This window comes from Pseudoxanthomonas kaohsiungensis, assembly GCF_010211765.1.
Lineage (GTDB): Bacteria > Pseudomonadota > Gammaproteobacteria > Xanthomonadales > Xanthomonadaceae > Pseudoxanthomonas > Pseudoxanthomonas kaohsiungensis.
Map to the genome: position 1 here is coordinate 34,172 of NZ_PDWO01000009.1, position 15,844 is coordinate 50,015.

Genomic DNA, 15,844 nt, shown 5'->3' on the forward strand with positions numbered 1-15,844 from the left:
GGAGTGGAGCCCGCATGGACACGGACATCAAGCGCAGCGTCAGCGAGGCGATGTGGCAGCAGCTGGCGAACCGGCTGCAGGTCGAACTTGCCGCGCTCAAGGCCGTGGCCGAGGTGGAGTCCAGCGGCAGCGGGTTCCTGCCGGCGCCGGACCGGCGCCCGAAGATCCTGTTCGAAGGACACGTCTTCCATCGCCTCACCGCCGGGCGGTACAGCGCCAGCCATCCCAACATCAGCTACCCCCGGTGGGACCGTCGCCAGTACTCCGGTTCGCTGGCCGGCGAATGGAAGCGGCTGGACAAGGCCGCCGCGCTCGATCCTGCCGCGGCGATGCAGTCGGCCAGCTGGGGCGCATTCCAGATCATGGGCTTCAACTACGCGCTGTGCGGCCTGGACAGCGTGGGCCGCTTCGTCGAATGCCACGCCCAGGGCGCGGACGGCCAGGTGGAGGCGTTCGCCAACCTGCTCTCGCGCCCGGGCTCGCCGCTGGTCGTCCCGTTGCGGCGCAAGGACTGGGCCAAGTTCGCCAGCCTGTACAACGGCCCGGGCTACCGGCAGAACCGCTACGACGAGAAGATGGCGGCCGCTTACGCCCGCCATGACGCGGCCCCGGTGCGCGGCGGGCGCCGGGCCGGGGCCAAGGCGCCGTCGCCCCGCTCCCTGGTCGCACCCGGCAGGCCCGAGCTGGCGCCGCTGGAAATGCTCGAGCTCACCGCCGCCGGCACCGCGCGCAAGCGCACCAGCCGCGTGTTCAACGTGCGCCCGGACGCGGTCGACCTGCGCGACTGGGAGTACCAGCCGCCGGTCTCCTCCGCGCCGCTGGACGTGCGCTACCCGCCGGACGTGCGGCCGATGCTCGACCAGGGACTGACCAGCGCCTGCACCGGCTACGCGCTGGCGGTGGTGATCGAATACCTGCTGGTGCGCGCCGGGCGCCATGTCGAGTCGATGTCGCCGTTCATGCTCTACAGCATGGCGCGCCGCTACGACGAGTGGGCCGAGAACGACGACGGCGGTCCGGAGGCCGATTCGGGCTCCTCGCTGCGCGGCGCGCTCAAGGGCTGGCTGCGCCACGGCGCCAGCAGCGCCCGGCTGTGGCCGAAGATGGACATGCCACTGCCCAAGGCGGCGGCCAGCGAGGACTGGTGGACCGACGCGATCAAGCGCCCGCTCGGCGCCTACTACCGCATCGACCCGCGCTCGCTGCGCGACATGCACGTGGCGATCGACCAGGTCGGCGCGCTGTATGCCAGCGCTTTCACGCATGGCGGCTGGGAAGAGCTGCTGGCAGAGCAGGCCGTGCCGCGCCCCGAGGACCCGGCCGACCTGCCGGTGATCAAGCGCAAGAGCGGCAGCCCCGATGGCGGCCACGCCTTCGCCATCGTCGGCTACACCCGCGACGGCTTCATCGTGCACAACTCCTGGGGGCCCGTCTGGGGCAAGGGCGGGCTGGCGGTGCTGCGCTACAGCGACTGGCTGGAGAACGCCATGGACTGCTGGGTGGCGCAGCTGGGCGTGGTCACCGCCGAGCACGAAGCGATCGCCGACGCCACCTCGTTGCGCATCGACACCAGCGGCAAGGGCGTGGTGTCGAGCAACCCGATCCTCGCCGCGCACGAGCTGAGCCCGTTCATCATCAACATGGAGAACGACGGCCGGCTGAGCCAGCGCGGCCAGTTCCGCACCCAGGAATCGGACGTCGACGCGCTGCTGCGCATCCACCTCAAGGAAGCCTGCCGCAAGTGGGGCGTGCGCGCGAACCAGGCGGTCGACATCGCCATCTACGCCCACGGCGGCCTCAACGACGAGGACGCCGCCGCGCAGTCGGCCAAGCTGTGGGTGCCGGCGCTGTACGACGAACGGATCTTCCCGGTGTTCCTGATGTGGGAGACCGGCGCGATCAAGACCATCGGCAACATGATCGAGGACAAGATCGCACCGGACCAGGCGCGCGCGTCGGGGGCCTGGCAAAAGGTCAAGGACCAGTGGAAGGAGTGGTGGAACCAGCGCGTGGAGGGCATCGCCCGCCCGCTGGGGCGGCCGCTGTGGAACGAGATGAAGGAGAACGCGGCCCGGATCAGCAGCAATTCGGCTTCCGGCGTGCGCCTGCTGTTCGACCTGTACAAGGCCCAAGGCAAGGCCTATGGCCTGCCGAAGGTACGCCTTCACCTCATCGGCCATTCGGCCGGGGCGATCCTGCATTCGCACCTGGGCACGGCGGCCATCACGGCCGGCTTCGACCTGCGTTCGGTCAGCCTGATCGCACCGGCCGTGCGCGTGGACGAGTTCGACCGCACGCTGGGCAAGGCGGTGCTCAAGACCGGGACCAAGCTACTGGTGGCGCACCTGACCGATGCGGCCGAGCGCGCCGACCCGACCTGCAAGCCCTATGGGCACTCGCTGCTGTACCTGGTCTCGCGATCGTTCGAGGACAAGAAGGAAACGCCGATCCTGGGCCTGGAACGCGACCTGGTGCCCGCGCGCGCCACCCTGCCGTGGGGCGCGCAGATGATGGCCGTGGCCAGCCCGCACTCGGACATCGCCCGGCTGCCCAGCGCCACCGCGATCGACGGCAGCGCCAGCCGTTCGACCGAGGCGACCACCCACGGCAGCCTCGATGACGACAAGGCGCTGCAGCGGCTGGTGTTCGACCTCATCCACAAGGCCTGAGCGGACGGCGCCACGGCGGCCGCCAGCAGGAGCGACGACATGGACGCGGCAATCGTTCCGCAGCGCGTCGCTGACCGGACGACGCGCCGGTTCGTGAGCGCGCGCGCGTGGGCGGCAATGCTGGTCCTGCTGGCTGCAACGCTGGCCTGGCAGGGCCCGGTCGGTGCGACCGTCGTCCTGCCATCGCCACCGCTGGCCGCCGGCGCACAGGCGCCCGCAGAAGCGGACCCGGCCACGCGCGGGGAAGGCGTGCTGGTCGACTCGGCCGCCGTTCGCGACGTATTCGACCCACTGCCCGGCGTCAGCGCCGCCGGCGGCGCGTACTGGCAGGCCGCGCTGGCCACCCTCCCCGACCCCGTCGAATCGCGGCTGGCGCGCTCGTTCGATATCGAAGTGGCCACGCTGGTGCGCAGCTTCCAGTTCAGCGGCTACGTGCTGCAGGGCCACGCGATGCCCTGGCCGGTCGCGACGGAGAAGAGCGACGGCCCGCCACCGCGTCCGTTCCGCAGCACGCCCGGCGTCCTGGTGTTCCGCAACGATGCCTGGCGCAACGCGGAAAACACCGGACCGCGCACGCGCTACTTCGTCCTCTACCTGGTCGGCGAGTCGCCGACCTTCGGCGTGCAGCGGCTGGCGTTCTGCCGGGCGGCGCGGCAGGTCATCGCGCTCAATGCCGGTGGCGAACGCCCGGTCCGCGACGACCGCGGCGCCGCATGCATGGCCACGGAAGTCGCGGATGTCGACGCCGACCCCGCGCTTTCGGCGCGGGTGGCCGTGCTCGGCCCGACGTTCTCAGGCTCGCTCGCGTCCATCGCCGGCATCGCCGGGCAGGCCGGCCTGCACCTGGACCTGCTGAGTCCCTCGGCGACCGTGGCCAGCAACCGGCTGATCGAACAGGACGATCCTTCCGGCCGCCATTCGCTGCGCTACCGCACCTTCGCCCAGTGGGACCAGCTGGCGCAGATGGCCCACCTGTTCGCCTACCTGGAGATCGTGCACGGCATCTGCCCCGGCGAGGTGGTGGTGCTGACCGAGGAATCCGCGTTCGGCCAGGGCAGCCAGGAAAGCCGCACCCAGCTGGCCGGCGAGCGGGCCGCGGCCGAGGCCATGGGCGGGGATGTGCCGGCCTGCGTCGGCAGCCCGCAGCCGACCTACCTGCAGTTTCCGCAGAACATCTCGGCGATCCGCGCCGAGCACGCCAGCCTGGATCGCGAAGCGGCGAAGAACCCGGAGCTGGTGCCGCGACGCTTCCTCGAGCTGGACATGCGCGATGCCGGCACCAGCCTGGACCTGCCGCCGGTATACCAGCCGCAGCTGAGCACCCGTTCGGACGAGCTCAGCCTGCAGCAGCTGATGGATGCGCTGAGCGTCTACGTGCGGCCGCGCGCGGTGATGGTGGTGGCCACGGACGTGCGCGACCGGCTGTTCATGCTGGCGGTGGTGCGGCGTTCGGTACCCGGCGCGATTCCGGTGGCGCTGGAGGGCGACCACCTGCTCACCCACCCGGAGTACCGCCGCGCCAACCGCGGCACGCTGATGGTCGCCAACGGTCGCATGCAGGCCTGCTACGTGGACATGGTCGAAGGCGGGCGCCGCTACCGCGCCGAATGCCAGCGGCCGCGCGAAAGCAGCGGAACTGGTCCTGCCGACCGCGAAGTCGTGCCCGGCACGCGCCGGATCTTCGCCTTCCCGACCGACTACGCGGCCAACCTGTTCCGCGCCAGCCAGGATCTCCTGGCGTCGGCCGGCCCCGGTGCGCCGGCGACGGAAGCCCCCGCGCCTGCCGACGGCGGTCGCAACCGGTCGCCGTTGAGCGTGATCACGCTGGCCGGACTGCAGGGCCTGGACCCGGATACGTACATGCGGCTCGAGCAGGCGCCCGCGGCGACGGGAACGGCCACCGGCCCGGCGACCGGCACCTGGCGCGCACGCACGCGCAGCACGCTCATCGCCGCCGACTTCCGGGTGCTCTCGCTCAACCTGGTACTGCCGATCCTGGTCGCCGCCGCCAGCCTGGCGCTGGTCGCCAGCCTGTGGCTGATGCTGTCCTCGCGACCCGGGCGCACGATGCTGCCGCCGGTGCGCTATGCGTTGCGCGAGACCGGCTGGCGGCTGGACCGCATGCTGCGCGGCGGCCCCGACGGGCACGGGTCGCGGCTTGCGCCGACCGATGGCCGTCCCGGCTACAGCGCCGCCGCACTGGCATGCTCGCTGCTGGCATTGCTCGCGCTGGCAACGCTGCTGCTGTTCGCGGTGCGCTGGGGCCACCTGCTGCTGACCGAGCAGTTCCGCGGCGCCATGCGCGGTGCACTCGACCTGATCCATGGCCGCGACCGGATCACCCTGTGGGCGATGTTCGCCCTGTACCTGTGGTTCGCCGGGCTGGTGATGACCCGGCTGCGAGCCTGGAACCGGCGCTGCGCGCTCCACCTGCGGCATGCGCCGGTGGAGTTCGATGCCGGCCGCTACCTGGGCCGGCGCTACACGTTCAGTTCGATCCTGCTGGCCATCGCCGCGGTGCTGGCGCCGCTGGCCTACTGGGGCAGCCGCATGCCCGAAGCGGTCGATGGCGTGCGCATGCCTGGCGCGCTTGCGCTGGCGCTGCTCGGGCTGGGCGTGTTCTTCCTGTCGCAGGCCCTGCTGCAGAACGGACGACTGGTCCGGCTGGGACGCGACCTGCGCGACCACGTGATCGAGCGCCTGCCCGATGGCGCCCTGCCCGCCGACTGGCCCAATCCGCACTGGCTGGGCATGCCGCCGCGCTCGCCGCTGGCCGCGGTGTTCCATGACGAGGACTGGCTGGCGCTGGAGCGCGGCGACGACCATTGGCCGGTGCCCGATCCGGCCGACGTCCAGGCCGCCGTGGCATCGGCCGACCCGCGCGCGCGCCTGGCACGCTGGCGCGACCAGACGGTCGCCGAGATGAAGTTCGGCCTGACCTGCGTGCGCAGCTGCCTGTGGGCCTCGTTCGCCGCGCCGGTGGTGCTGCTGGCGATGCAGGAGGTGTTCCCGTTCGCGCTGGAATGGGAACAGAGCGCGGTGGCGCTGGGCTCGATGACCCTGGCCTTCGTGGTGAGCGCGTGGCTGTCGATCGCGCTGGAGCGCGCCCCCCTGATCGGGCAGATGTTCACCAAGGACGCCCAGCACGTCTCGCTGATGGACCTGATGCGGATCCTGGGCACCAAGCTGCTGGTGCTGCTGCTGATGCTGGCCGCCACCCTGACGCCCAACCTGGGCGAATGGCTGCAGAACTTCGTCGGCGTGCTGCGGATCTGAAGGCGACGACGAGGGCAAAAGAAAAGCCCGGCACATGGCCGGGCTTTCCCGTTGCTGGCGACGGATGCCTCAGGCGGCGACCGTCCTGGCCACGTCCTGGTACTCCTCGATCTGGTCGAAGTTCATGTACCGGTAGATCTCCGCGCCCTTCTCGTTGATCACGCCGATGTCGGCCATGTACTCGGCCTTGGTCGGGATCCGGCCCAGGCGCGAGCAGATCGCCGCCAGCTCCGCCGAGCCCAGGTAGACGTTCGAGTTGCGGCCCAGGCGGTTGGGGAAGTTGCGGGTCGAGGTGGAGAACACGGTCGCGCCCTCGCGCACCTGCGCCTGGTTGCCCATGCACAGCGAGCAACCTGGCATCTCCATGCGCGCGCCGGCGGTGCCGAAGGTGCCGTAGTGGCCTTCCTTGGTCAGCTCGCTGGCGTCCATCTTGGTCGGCGGCGCGACCCACAGGCGGGTCGGGATGTCGCGCTTGCCCTCCAGCAGCTTGGCCGCGGCACGGAAGTGGCCGATGTTGGTCATGCACGACCCGATGAACACCTCGTCGATGGTGGCGCCGGCCACGTCGGACAGGGTCTTCACGTCGTCCGGGTCGTTCGGGCAGGCCACGATCGGCTCGTGCACGTCGGCCAGGTCGATCTCGATGACCGCGGCGTACTCGGCGTCGGCGTCGGGCTCGAGCAGCTGCGGGTCGGCCAGCCAGGCCTCCATCTTGGCGATGCGGCGGGCGAGCGAACGCGGGTCCTGGTAGCCCTCGGCGATCATCCACTTCAGCAGCGTGATGTTGCTGGTGAGGTATTCGATGATCGGTTCCTTGTCCAGGCGCACGGTGCAGCCGGCGGCCGAACGCTCGGCCGAGGCGTCCGACAGCTCGAACGCCTGCTCGACCTTGAGCTGCGGCAGGCCCTCGATCTCGAGGATGCGGCCGGAGAAGATGTTCTTCTTGCCCTGCTTGGCCACGGTCAGCAGGCCCTGCTTGATCGCGTACAGCGGAATCGCGTTGACCAGGTCGCGCAGGGTCACGCCCGGCTGCATCTGGCCCTTGAAGCGCACCAGCACGCTCTCGGGCATGTCCAGCGGCATCACGCCGGTGGCCGCGGCGAAGGCGACCAGGCCCGAGCCGGCCGGGAACGAGATGCCCACCGGGAAGCGGGTGTGCGAGTCGCCGCCGGTGCCGACGGTGTCGGGCAGCAGCATGCGGTTGAGCCAGGAGTGGATCACGCCGTCACCCGGACGCAGCGAGATGCCACCGCGGGTGGAGATGAACTCCGGCAGGGTGTGGTGGGTCTTCACGTCCACCGGCTTCGGGTAGGCGGCGGTGTGGCAGAACGACTGCATCACCAGGTCGGCCGAGAAGCCCAGGCAGGCCAGGTCCTTCAGCTCGTCGCGGGTCATCGGGCCGGTGGTGTCCTGCGAACCGACCGAGGTCATCTTCGGTTCGCAATAGGTGCCCGGGCGCACGCCCTGGCCCTCGGGCAGGCCGCAGGCGCGGCCGACCATCTTCTGCGCCAGCGAAAAGCCCTTGCCGGAATCGGCCGGCTGCTGCGGCAGGCGGAACAGGTCCGAGGCCGGCAGGCCCAGCGACTCGCGCGCCTTGGCGGTCAGGCCGCGGCCGATGATCAGCGGGATGCGGCCGCCGGCGCGCACCTCGTCGAACAGCACTTCGGACTTGACCTGGAATTCGGCGATCACCTCCCCGTCCTTGATCGCCTTGCCCGCGTAAGGCTGCAGCTCGACGATGTCGCCGTGCTCCATCTTCGACACGTCCAGCTCGATCGGCAGCGCGCCGGCGTCTTCCATGGTGTTGTAGAAGATCGGGGCGATCTTGCTGCCCAGGCAGACACCGCCGAAGCGCTTGTTCGGGATGAACGGGATGTCCTCGCCGGTGAACCAAAGCACGCTGTTGGTCGCCGACTTGCGCGAGGAGCCCGTGCCGACCACGTCGCCGACGTAGGCGACCAGGTGGCCCTTTTCCTTGAGCTTGAGGATCTCGGCGACCGGGCCGCGCTTGCCGTCCTCCTCGGGCACGAACGGCGCGCCTTCGCGCTTGTTCTTGAGCATGGCCAGCGCGTGCAGCGGGATGTCCGGGCGGGTGGTCGCATCCGGCGCCGGCGACAGGTCGTCGGTGTTGGTCTCGCCCGGCACCTTGAACACGGTGATGGTCAGGCTCTGCGGCACTTCCGGTCGGCTGGTGAACCATTCGGCGTCGGCCCAGCTCTGCAGCACGGCCCTGGCATTGGCGTTGCCGGCCCTGGCCTTCTCTTCCACGTCGTGGAACTGGTCGAACACCAACAGCGTCTTCTTCAGGCCTTCGGCGGCGATGGCGCCGACCGCGGCGTCATCGAGCAGCTCGATCAGCGGCTGCACGTTGTAGCCGCCGAGCATGGTGCCCAGCAGTTCGGTGGCGCGCTCGCGCGACAGCAGCGCGTTCTTCTCGGTGCCGAACGCCAGCGCGGCCAGGTAGGAGGCCTTGACCTTGGCGGCATCGTCCACGCCGGCGGGCACGCGGTTCGTGATCAGGTCGACCAGGAACGACTCCTCGCCGGCCGGCGGGGCCTTCAGCAGCTCGATGACCTCCGCGGTCTGCTGCGCGCTCAGCGGCAGCGGCGGGATGCCGAGGGCGGCGCGCTCGGCGGCGTGGTGGCGGTAGACTTCCAGCATGGCGATTCTCCGGGGGATCCGATGGTAGGTGCGAAAAAGGTTCAGGCCTGAGGCACGATCAGCTTCAGGCCCTTGAAGTACTCGCGGTAGAACGCCACGTCGGTGGTGATCAGCCCATCGCACTGCAGCAACGCGTGCGCGCCGACCAGGAATCCGGCCATCGGCCGCGGCGCGTCGCCGCGCTGGCGCTGGCGGCGCCACATCTCGCCGGCACGGATCGCCGACTTGGCCTCCAGGGCGTTGAAGTGGATGCCCATCTCCTCCAGCGCGCCCAGCGCCTCGGCGCCGTTCTTCAAGCGCGCGCACAGCTGCGCCAGCGCCGCGTCGGCCACGACCACCCGCCCGCCGACCAGGCACTGGCGCAGGCAGGCCTCGGCCGCGTCGGCCTGCGGGCCGTCGGTGAGCAGTTCGACCAGGACCGGGGCATCGATGGCGATCATCGCCCGCTCATTCCTCGCCGGCCGCAGCGGCCGACGCATCCAGGGCGAAGCGGCCGCGCACGCGCGAGATCGCGTCGTCCACGCTCTTGCGCAGCACGATCCGGCTGCCCTCCAGCTCGACCTTGAGCACGCTGCCCTTGGTTAGGCCCAGGGCATCGCGCACGGCCTTGGGCAGGGTGATCTGGCCACGCTCGGCGACGATGGCTTCCATGGCGCGCTCCACGACTGCTCTGGTATGACGTGATAATACATACCATTCCATGCATACTCAAACCGGCATGCGGCCGCTGGCGCACAATGCGGGTGCGGACCGGCGACCCTCGCCTCCCCCTAACGGCGGATTGCCAGCGGCCACGGCCCCGTCATCCAATGCATCGGATAATGCCCTGAACCCTTCAGCCGCCGCCGGAGCGCGGCGGCCCCAGCCATAGGAGCCGGCCCATGCGCGATTCCTTCGCCACCCTCAGCCGCCTGGACGTTGGCGGCCAGTCCTACCAGTACGCGAGCCTGCCCAAGCTGGCCCAGCGCTTCGACCTGGCCCACCTGCCCTACTCGATGAAGATCCTGCTGGAGAACCTGCTCCGGCACGAGGACGGGGTGACCGTGTTGCCAGAGCACATCGAGGCGGTCGCGACCTGGGATCCCAAGGCCGAGCCGGACACCGAGATCGCCTTCATGCCCGCGCGCGTGGTGCTGCAGGACTTCACCGGCGTGCCCTGCGTGGTCGATTTGGCGGCCATGCGCGACGCGGTGGTCAGGCTTGGCGGCCGGCCGGAGCAGATCAATCCGCAGATCCCGTCGGAACTGGTGATTGACCATTCGATCCAGGTCGACGCGTTCGGCAAGCCCGATGCGCTCGACATCAACGGCCGCATCGAGTTCGAGCGCAACCGCGAGCGCTACGCGTTCCTGCGCTGGGGCCAGAAGGCCTTCGCCGACTTCAAGGTGGTGCCGCCCAACACCGGCATCGTCCACCAGGTGAACCTGGAGAACCTGGCGCGCGTGGTGATGACCGCCCCGGGCGAAGACGGCCAGCCCTGGGCCTATCCGGATACCGTGTTCGGCACCGACTCGCACACCACGATGATCAACGGCATCGGCGTGCTCGGCTGGGGCGTGGGCGGAATCGAGGCCGAAGCGGCCATGCTCGGGCAACCGTCCTCGATGCTGATCCCGCAGGTGGTGGGCTTCAGGCTCACCGGCCGCCTGCCCGAGGGCGCGACCGCGACCGACCTGGTCCTGACCGTCACCCAGATGCTGCGCAAGCACGGGGTGGTCGGCAAGTTCGTGGAGTTCTTCGGCGACGGCCTGCAGCACCTGCCGCTGGCCGATCGCGCCACCATCGGCAACATGGCGCCCGAGTACGGCGCCACCTGCGGCATCTTCCCGATCGACGCCGAATCGCTGACCTACCTGCGCCTGTCCGGCCGCAGCGAAGCGCAGATCGCGCTGGTGGAGGCCTACGCGAAGGCGCAAGGCCTGTGGCACTCCGCCGACAGCCCGCACGCGACCTACAGCACCACCCTGGAACTGGACATGGGCGAAGTGAAGCCCTCGCTTGCCGGGCCCAAGCGTCCGCAGGACCGGGTGCTGCTGGGCGACATGAAGCGCAACTACCGCGACAACGTCGAGTTGCTCACCGCCGCCCGCGACAAGCGCAGCCCGGAGGTGTCGGACTTCATCGCCGAGGGCGGTACCGCCGCGGTCGGCAACGAGGCGCTGCAGAAGGGCGTGGCCCACGTGGAGATCGACGGGACGTCGTTCAAGCTCAAGGACGGCGCGGTGGTGATCGCGGCGATCACCTCCTGCACCAACACCTCCAACCCCGCGGTGATGGTCGGCGCCGGCCTGCTGGCCCGCAACGCCGCCGCACGCGGGCTGGACCGCAAACCCTGGGTCAAGACCTCGCTCGGCCCGGGCTCGCGCGTGGTCACCGACTACCTGGAAAAAGCCGGGCTGCTCAAGGAACTGGAGAAGGTCGGCTTCTACATCGTCGGCTACGGTTGCACGACCTGCATCGGCAATTCCGGCCCGCTGCCCACGCAGATCAGCGCCGGCATCGCCGCCGGCGACCTGGTGGTGAGCTCGGTTCTGTCGGGCAACCGCAACTTCGAAGGCCGCGTCCATCCCGAGGTGAAGATGAACTACCTCGCGTCGCCGCCGCTGGTGGTGGCGTACGCGCTGGCCGGCACCACCGACATCGACCTCACCACCGAGCCGCTGGGCCTGGGCAGCGACGGCCAGCCGGTGTTCCTCAAGGACATCTGGCCGAGCAGCAAGGAGATCGGGGACGTGATCGCCGCGACCATCGGCCCGGAAATGTTCAAGCAGAACTACGCCGACGTGTTCAAGGGCGACACCCGCTGGAACACGATCGAATCCCCGGATGGCGAGCTTTACGTGTGGGACGACGCGTCCACCTACATCAAGAACCCGCCCTACTTCGACGGCATGACCATGGCCGTGGGCAGCATCGACGACATCCACGGCGCGCGGGTGCTGGGCCTGTTCGGCGACTCGATCACCACCGACCACATCTCGCCGGCCGGCAACATCAAGAAGGACTCGCCGGCGGGCCGCTTCCTGCAGTCGCGCGGCGTGCAGCCGGCCGACTTCAACAGCTACGGCAGCCGCCGCGGCAACGACGACGTGATGGTCCGCGGCACCTTCGCCAACATCCGGATCAAGAACCTGTTCTTCGGCGGCGAGGAAGGCGGCAACACGCTGTACTTCGGCACCCCCGGGTCCGATGGGAGCGCGCCGGAGAAGATGTCGATCTATGACGCGGCGATGCGCTACAAGGCGCAGGGCACGCCGCTGCTGGTGATCGCCGGCAAGGAATACGGCACCGGCTCCTCGCGCGACTGGGCGGCCAAGGGCACCAACCTGCTCGGGGTCAAGGCGGTGGTGGCCGAGAGCTTCGAGCGCATCCACCGCTCCAACCTGGTCGGCATGGGCGTGCTGCCGCTGCAGTTCCAGGACGGGCAGAACGCGCAGAGCCTGGGCCTGGACGGCACCGAAACCTTCGACATCACCGGCCTGGAGGATGGCGCCAGCCGGATCGCGCAGGTCACCGCTCGCCGCGGTGACGGCACGACCGTCGCCTTCCAGGCGCACGTGCTGCTGCTCACGCCGAAGGAGGTGGAGTATTTCCGCCACGGCGGCCTGCTGCAGTACGTGCTGCGCCAGCTGGCCGCACGCAAGGCCACCTAGCCGCCTGGGCGGCGGAAACCCTGCCCCGCGCAGCGCGCGGGGCGTTCGGGCGCACCGCGCGGCAGTGTGTGTAGGAGCCGATTTATCGGCGACGCGACGCCCTGGGCACAGGCGACGCCTTCATGATTCCGACGCCCCTGTCGCCGATAAATCGGCTCCTACCTCGGCGCCCACTCGGCGTAATACAGCCGCCATTGCCCGTCCTCTTCGCGCCAGCCGCTGGTCACGTCCCAGGCCTGCGCGCTGTCGGGCATGAAGCGGCCGCTGCCGCCGGTGGCCACCGCGCTGAACTTCACCGTCGCGCGATCGCCGCGGATCTCCACGTCCGCCGGTCCGACGGTCACACCGATGCGGGCGTTGGCGAGCATCTGCGCACGCACGACCTGCTGCAGTGCAGCACGATCGATGCCGGCGTTGCCGCCAAAATCGGCCGCCACCCCGTCCATGAAATCGGCAGGCCGGCGCTGCTCCAGCGCCTGCTGCATCGAGGCGATCTGCTCGCGCAGGCGCTGTTCCGGCGGAGTCCGGCTGCAGCCGGCGACCAGCAGCAGGGCCAGCGCGAAACCGGCCACGCGTACCCCCTGCCGCACCCCATGCCCTTGCTTCATGGCTTCGCCTTTTCCATCCGGGACGGTATGCTGCCATCGAAGACGGCCGGAATCGAACCGTCGAATACAGAATGTCGTTGTAACCAAGCAATCCACCTCGGGAGGGAGGCGCAATGAACTCGGATCGTCCCTGGCTGCGGAGCTATCCGCAGGGCGTACCTGCAGAAATCGATCCGGACGAGTACCGCTCCATCGCCGCGGTTTTCGCATCATCGGCATCCCGGTATGCCGACCGGCCGGCGTACAGCAACTTCGGCAAGCAGCTGACCTACGCCCAGGTCGACGACCTCAGCAAGCAGTTCGCCGCCTACCTGCTCGGCGAGCTGGGGCTGAAGAAGGGCGATCGCGTGGCGATCATGATGCCCAACTGCCTGCAGTACCCGATCGCCACCTTCGGCGTGCTGCGCGCCGGCCTGACCGTGGTCAACGTCAATCCGCTCTACACCGCCCGCGAGCTCAAGCACCAGCTGGTGGACGCGGGCGCCTCGGCGATCGTGGTAGTCGACAACTTCGGCCACACCGTGCAGGACGTGCTGGCCGATACCCCGCTCAAGCAGGTGATCACCACCGGCCTGGGCGACATGATCGGCTTCCCCAAGGGCGCCATCGTCAACTTCGTGCTGAAGTACGTGAAGAAGATGGTGCCCGACTACGACATCCCGGGGGCGGTGCGCTTCCGCGATGCGCTGGCCGCGGGCAAGCGCCACGCCCTGCCCGAGGTCGACATCGATCCCGGCGACATCGCCTTCCTGCAGTACACCGGCGGCACCACCGGCGTGGCCAAGGGCGCGATGCTGACCCACCGCAACCTGGTGGCGAACATGCAGCAGGCCTCCGCCTGGCTGGGCGCCAACCAGCTCGAGCGCGGCAAGGAAATCATCATCACCGCGTTGCCGCTGTACCACATCTTCGCCTTGACGGCGAACGGGCTGGTGTTCATGGAGCTGGGCGGGCTCAACCACCTGATCACCAACCCGCGCGACATGCCCGGCTTCGTCAAGGAGCTCAAGGGCACGCGCTTCACCGCCATCACCGGCGTCAACACGCTGTTCAACGGCCTGCTCAACACCCCGGGTTTCGACGAGGTGGATTTCTCCTCGCTGAAGGTGACCCTGGGCGGCGGCATGGCGGTGCAGCGCGCGGTGGCCGAGCGCTGGAAGAAGGTCACCGGCGTGACCCTGGTGGAGGCGTACGGCCTGACCGAAACCTCGCCCGCGGCCTGCATCAACCCGCTGGACATCAAGGAATTCAACGGCTCCATCGGCCTGCCGATACCGTCCACCGACGTTTGCGTGAAGGACGACGACGGCAACATCCTCGCGACCGGCCAGGTCGGCGAGCTCTGCGTGAAGGGCCCGCAGGTGATGAAGGGCTACTGGCAGCGCCCGGAGGAGACGGCCAAGGTCATCGACGCCGACGGCTGGCTGCATACCGGCGACATGGCCCGGATCGACGACAAGGGCTTCGTCTACATCGTCGACCGCAAGAAGGACATGATCCTGGTCTCGGGCTTCAACGTGTACCCGAACGAGGTCGAGGACGTGGTCGCGGCGATGCCCGGGGTGCTGGAAGTGGCGGCGATCGGCGTGCCGGACGAGCGTTCGGGCGAAGCGGTCAAGCTGTTCGTGGTCCGCAAGGACCCCTCGCTCACCGCCGAGCAGATCAAGGCCTACTGCCGCGAGGCGCTGACCGGCTACAAGCAGCCTCGCCACATCGAGTTCCGGACCGAGCTGCCGAAGACCAACGTCGGCAAGATCCTGCGCAAGGAGCTGCGCGACCCGCCCCCTGCCGCCCCGGCGGCCTGACCGCCCTTGCCGCCAAACGGAAGCGCCCCGGCAGGGGCCGGGGCGCTTCCGTTTGGCGGCAAGGCGGCCGTGGGCGACGGCCTCCGGCGCCCGTTGCGGGCGCGTTTTTCCGGTTTCTTAACGATCCGCCACGGAGGATTCCGGGCGCTCCGGCCAGTCGCTTTTAATTATCCGTTCAGGTGTAGCATGGCCGGGCAACATCCCCCGCCTGCCGTGAAGCCGGCAGGTCAGCCGACCCCGGAGAGACCGCCATGAGCACGATCGAAAAGCTGCAGCGCACCCACCATTTCCCGACCATCCGCGTGCAGACGCCGCCCGACGGCAGCGCCCACTGGCTCTACATGCATGCCGACGCCGGCCAGTCCGGCGTGCGCCCGTGCTGCCGCTTCGAGATGCTCGAGGACATGTGGAGCTACATGAGCTCGATCACCCTGCGCGAATCGCAGCGCCACCAGGGCCGGCTGCGCCACTTCGTGCTGGCCTCGGCCGCCTCGGCCTACAACCTCGGCGGCGACCTGGAGCTGTTCGGCCGCCTGATCCGCGAGGGCAACCGCGAGCGGCTGCTGGCCTATGCGCGCCGTTGCGTGGAAGGCGTCCACCACGTCCACACCGGTTTCGGCGGCGACATGCATACCGTGTCCCTGATCCAGGGCGACGCGCTCGGCGGCGGCCTGGAAATGGCGCTGGCCTGCCACACGATCGTCGCCGAGGAAGGCGTCGGCATGGGCCTGCCGGAGGTGCTGTTCGGCCTGTTCCCGGGCATGGGCGCCTATTCGTTCCTGTGCAAGCGCGTCAGCCCGCGCCAGGCCGAGAAGATGATCCTCAGCGGCGAGGTCTACAGCAGCGAGGAGATGTACCGCCTGGGCGTGGTCGACGTGCTCGTGCCCAAGGGCCAGGGCGAGTCGGCGGTGCAGGACCTGATCCGCCAGCACCAGCGGGCGCCGCATTCGCACCTGGCGATGAACGCCGTGCGCAAGATCGGCCAGCCGGTCAGCTACGAGGAACTGATGGGCATCACCGAGGTATGGGTCGACACCGCGCTGGCGCTGGGCGACAAGTCGCTGCGGACGATGGAGCGCATCGTGCGTGCGCAGACGCGCAGGGCCAGCTCGGAAGCCGCCTGATTCGGTACCGCAAGGCCGCCGGATCGAGCGGCAGCGGCATCAGGGGGA

At 69.4% G+C, this 15,844-nt stretch carries 9 protein-coding genes; 5 read left to right on the forward strand and 4 right to left on the reverse strand.

From position 1 onward, the window contains the following. The first annotated feature begins 14 nt into the window (after positions 1-14). Positions 15-2,669, forward strand: a complete 2,655-nt coding sequence (locus tag CSC66_RS10765) for an N-acetylmuramidase domain-containing protein (RefSeq protein ID WP_162377398.1) — start codon at positions 15-17, stop codon at positions 2,667-2,669. A 39-nt stretch (positions 2,670-2,708) separates the two neighbouring features. Beyond that, complete coding sequence (locus CSC66_RS10770; RefSeq protein ID WP_162377399.1) at positions 2,709-5,945, forward strand: hypothetical protein; 3,237 nt, start codon at positions 2,709-2,711, stop codon at positions 5,943-5,945. 69 nt (positions 5,946-6,014) lie between these two features. On the opposite strand, the gene CSC66_RS10775 is transcribed toward CSC66_RS10770, so the two are convergent. The 3 genes from CSC66_RS10775 to CSC66_RS10785 are packed head-to-tail and all read right to left on the reverse strand — an operon-like array spanning position 6,015 to position 9,257. Continuing rightward, a complete protein-coding gene (locus CSC66_RS10775; protein ID WP_162377400.1) occupies positions 6,015-8,606 on the reverse strand; it encodes a bifunctional aconitate hydratase 2/2-methylisocitrate dehydratase in 2,592 nt (863 codons plus the stop codon). Positions 8,607-8,647: 41 nt separating this feature from the next. Further along, positions 8,648-9,046, reverse strand: coding sequence for a type II toxin-antitoxin system VapC family toxin (locus CSC66_RS10780; RefSeq protein ID WP_162377401.1), 399 nt, complete (start codon positions 9,044-9,046; stop codon positions 8,648-8,650). A gap of 7 nt (positions 9,047-9,053) precedes the next feature. After that, positions 9,054-9,257, reverse strand: a complete 204-nt coding sequence (locus CSC66_RS10785) for an AbrB/MazE/SpoVT family DNA-binding domain-containing protein (RefSeq protein ID WP_162377402.1) — start codon at positions 9,255-9,257, stop codon at positions 9,054-9,056. 230 nt (positions 9,258-9,487) lie between these two features. Between CSC66_RS10785 and acnA the strand changes: the two genes are divergently transcribed. Further along, a complete protein-coding gene (gene acnA, locus CSC66_RS10790; protein WP_162377403.1) occupies positions 9,488-12,259 on the forward strand; it encodes an aconitate hydratase AcnA in 2,772 nt (923 codons plus the stop codon). A 158-nt stretch (positions 12,260-12,417) separates the two neighbouring features. Here acnA and CSC66_RS10795 read toward each other — a convergent pair whose 3' ends face one another. After that, the gene (locus CSC66_RS10795) at positions 12,418-12,867 is read right to left on the reverse strand and encodes a nuclear transport factor 2 family protein (RefSeq protein ID WP_162377404.1); all 450 of its coding nucleotides are present in this window, start codon (positions 12,865-12,867) and stop codon (positions 12,418-12,420) included. A gap of 113 nt (positions 12,868-12,980) precedes the next feature. Between CSC66_RS10795 and CSC66_RS10800 the strand changes: the two genes are divergently transcribed. Both CSC66_RS10800 and CSC66_RS10805 read left to right on the forward strand, forming a co-directional pair. After that, on the forward strand, positions 12,981-14,672 hold the full coding sequence (locus tag CSC66_RS10800) for a long-chain fatty acid--CoA ligase (protein ID WP_162377405.1): 1,692 nt from the start codon (positions 12,981-12,983) through the stop codon (positions 14,670-14,672). A gap of 251 nt (positions 14,673-14,923) precedes the next feature. Further along, positions 14,924-15,796, forward strand: coding sequence for a crotonase/enoyl-CoA hydratase family protein (locus tag CSC66_RS10805; protein WP_162377406.1), 873 nt, complete (start codon positions 14,924-14,926; stop codon positions 15,794-15,796). Positions 15,797-15,844: the final 48 nt, after the last annotated feature.

Coding starts and splice junctions, on each gene's coding strand:
- CSC66_RS10765 (WP_162377398.1), top strand. CDS start 15: ATGGACACGGACATCAAGCGCAGCGTCAGCGAGGCGATGTGGCAGCAG.
- CSC66_RS10780 (WP_162377401.1), bottom strand. CDS start 9,046: ATGATCGCCATCGATGCCCCGGTCCTGGTCGAACTGCTCACCGACGGC.
- CSC66_RS10775 (WP_162377400.1), bottom strand. CDS start 8,606: ATGCTGGAAGTCTACCGCCACCACGCCGCCGAGCGCGCCGCCCTCGGC.
- CSC66_RS10805 (WP_162377406.1), top strand. CDS start 14,924: ATGAGCACGATCGAAAAGCTGCAGCGCACCCACCATTTCCCGACCATC.
- CSC66_RS10795 (WP_162377404.1), bottom strand. CDS start 12,867: ATGAAGCAAGGGCATGGGGTGCGGCAGGGGGTACGCGTGGCCGGTTTC.
- CSC66_RS10800 (WP_162377405.1), top strand. CDS start 12,981: ATGAACTCGGATCGTCCCTGGCTGCGGAGCTATCCGCAGGGCGTACCT.
- CSC66_RS10770 (WP_162377399.1), top strand. CDS start 2,709: ATGGACGCGGCAATCGTTCCGCAGCGCGTCGCTGACCGGACGACGCGC.
- CSC66_RS10785 (WP_162377402.1), bottom strand. CDS start 9,257: ATGGAAGCCATCGTCGCCGAGCGTGGCCAGATCACCCTGCCCAAGGCC.
- acnA (WP_162377403.1), top strand. CDS start 9,488: ATGCGCGATTCCTTCGCCACCCTCAGCCGCCTGGACGTTGGCGGCCAG.